We start from the raw sequence: 2694 nt of genomic DNA, 5'->3' as shown, positions 1-2694 counted from the left end.
GGATCTTTTTTAGATAATCCCGCCTCAGCAGCACTTCACAAGCAAAGTTTTGGCCAATTTGGGCTGGCTTATACTGATTTAAAAGAAACCACTGAATTCACGGGCGCTTCTCGAGTACAAGATGACAATCAGTTCAATCTATCGAATGCGGGGTTTATTTACTCTTTCCCAACATCACAGGGAAGTTTGGTAGTGGGTGCCGGATACAACCAGCACACTGTTTTTAAAAGAGCTCTTGGGTTTAGAGGCAGAAACGAGCAGACAACCATAACCGACCAGTTTAAAACTCCGGGCTCTACCTATTCTGAAATTGCATTTAACACCTTTGCAACCGATTATGGTGATGAATTTGAAGATTGGGATGAATCCATTTTTCGAATTGGGTTCGATGAATTTGGCGATTATCTCGGCGTTCAGCAACAGGGAGAGATTTTTGAGAGCGGCTATGGAGGGGAGTACAGTTTCTTTGCAGCTACTGAATTTCAGGAAAATTTGATGATAGGAATGAGTCTGGGTGTTCTGAACGGACAGTATAAGTATGACCGTCTTTTCCAGGAAGTTGACAATTTTAATTTGTACAGCAGCGACTTTATTGATACAAATGATGATGGCACTGGAGATACTGATATTGATAATATCTTACTCCAGGATAAGATAAGCAGCACATATACCGGGATAAAACTTCGCGCGGGCCTTATTTATAAACTGAGCGACATATTGAATATTGGAGCAAGTTATACACTTGGTACCCGAATGGAGATTGAAGAGAAATTTGACGCAAATATTCAAACTACATTTGATAACGGAGTTGCATTTGACGATGAGCTGAATAGTGAATTCACCTATTACGTTGAGATGCCTTCTCGTACATCGATTGGTTTTTCTTTGAATAATTTGAACAGTATATCTGTCTCCGCTGCGGCCGAATATGTAAACTATGCCGGAACAAGAATAGATTTTAATGACGGTTCCCTTTTTGAAGACGAAATTGCTGAAAATGACTTTATACAAAACAACTTCAGATCTGTATGGAATTTAAAGGGCGGCATACAGTTTGATGTTAATGATGGGTTTATTCTTCGCGGAGGTTACAGCTTCTTACCAAGTAAGTTTGAAAACGGCACGGATGATCGAAGTGTTTTTTCCTTAGGAACAGGTATTTCTGTATCTGACAACATTCAGCTTCAGCTGGCCCTACAATATAAGTATTGGGATGAGGTGTCGTCTGTTTATGATTACGCGGACTACGATTACACCACTTTACCGGAGGAGGCTCCAACATTTACAATTCAATCTGAAAATGCCTCCAGAAGTGTAGACAGATTACAGCTGCTTTCTACTATTCGCTTTAATCTATATTAACTAAACAACACAGAGTGATGAGTTTACGCTATGGCTTCAATTTTGTTGATTTCCAGCCGAAATTTGCCACTCTGTTTGTCACTGATTAGGAAACCAAAATGAGAGATATTCTTCAGATCAAGCTGGGGTGCATCTTCAGGTTTTCTGCCTCTGAAAGTAGCTTCGAAAGCATCGAGCGGAAGTTTAATTTCTGACCACTCATCCTCTTTGGTTTCAAATCTGTGCTCGTACCAATAAGTTGGATTTGAACTATCTGTAGCAGGTTTGAGCCTGAAACTATACCGATTCCCATCTCCTTTAACCTTAAGCCGTATTGCCTCAAAACCAAATAGATTAAGAGGTTCTTGATTTCTTACCGATGCAAAACCGCCGTTATTTTTTAATGAGATGTTACCCAGAAATACGGCATGTCCGTCAGGGTTGATTTGAAAGTAACTTTCTGATAATCCACCCATCACATCATCATTGACAATACGCCATTTTTGTTTTGCAAGGTTTGTAAAATCGGTTATAACTACCGGTTTTTGATTCATAGGATGTTATTTTTGTGATTTAAGATTATAACAAACACTGGTGAGGATCAATTCATAAGAGCCTTATTAAACTCAATTTGAATTAAGACTATTGGAAATAATCCCATAGTTGAGAAGTTTTGGAAGTTACCTCTTGAGAGGCGAAAGGCACATATCAAAAGCGCACCTTGTTGAATTGAGCGAGGGGTGTGTTTTGGGGGCACGGATTGTGTAAGAGTTTGAAACATTGAGGTGAGAACCAGTCTGGGAATGGGCACATTGCTGAATCCTCCATAGGACACTCCGGATTTTGTCTTTTCTGCCAGAGGGGGGATTTTGGCATTCGATAAAAACCAAGTTTTTAATTAAGGTGAGTTCGACATAAATATCTTTAATATGATTCTCTCATCCTGTCTGCCCTCGAAACGTCGGGGTGTGGGAGGCGTTGGAAGAGGTAGACTTGATGATTTCAGGCTTCAAACTTGATTCTATTTTGGATTCAACCACCCATAAATCACTTCGTGGGAATCGCTTTGCTCGGAGTGTCTCCTTGAAAAATGAGAGGACTTTTTCATTGTCTTTACATTCATTTTATATCGAACCTATGTTAGTTATTATGATCTTTGGTGATTCCCAGCTTTCTCCCAATCCTTTTAAAAATATTCCCTTTTTTCTCATCCTCATCGTCGGTTTCACCAATAACACGGGGCTCATCACTGCTTTTCCCGGTGAAAAAATCCCGGATTCTATCGGTGAACTTGTCGTTCCGAGTGTCGGTGCATGCCAATGAGTAGGGCGTGTCGATCTGATCAGGGCGAAA

The 2694-nt window shown here is 40.3% G+C and carries 3 protein-coding genes; 1 reads left to right on the top strand and 2 read right to left on the bottom strand.

Features of this window, described 5'->3' with window-relative positions:
* Positions 1 to 1362 (top strand): outer membrane protein transport protein (locus ACESM0_RS13650; RefSeq protein ID WP_372906756.1); only part of this gene is annotated, 1362 nt, incomplete at its 5' end.
* A 23-nt stretch (positions 1363 to 1385) separates the two neighbouring features.
* On the opposite strand, the gene ACESM0_RS13645 is transcribed toward ACESM0_RS13650, so the two are convergent.
* The gene (locus ACESM0_RS13645; RefSeq protein ID WP_372906755.1) at positions 1386 to 1895 is read right to left on the bottom strand and encodes a CIA30 family protein; all 510 of its coding nucleotides are present in this window, start codon (positions 1893 to 1895) and stop codon (positions 1386 to 1388) included.
* 586 nt (positions 1896 to 2481) lie between these two features.
* The coding region (locus ACESM0_RS13640) for a hypothetical protein (RefSeq protein ID WP_372906754.1) at positions 2482 to 2694 on the bottom strand (213 nt) is incomplete at its 5' end.

It is taken from the genome of Rhodohalobacter sp. (assembly GCF_041686455.1).
In the GTDB taxonomy this organism is placed as follows: domain Bacteria; phylum Bacteroidota; class Rhodothermia; order Balneolales; family Balneolaceae; genus Rhodohalobacter.
The sequence above is the reverse complement of the archived record's forward strand: the minus strand, read 5'-3'. Positions and strand labels throughout refer to the sequence as shown.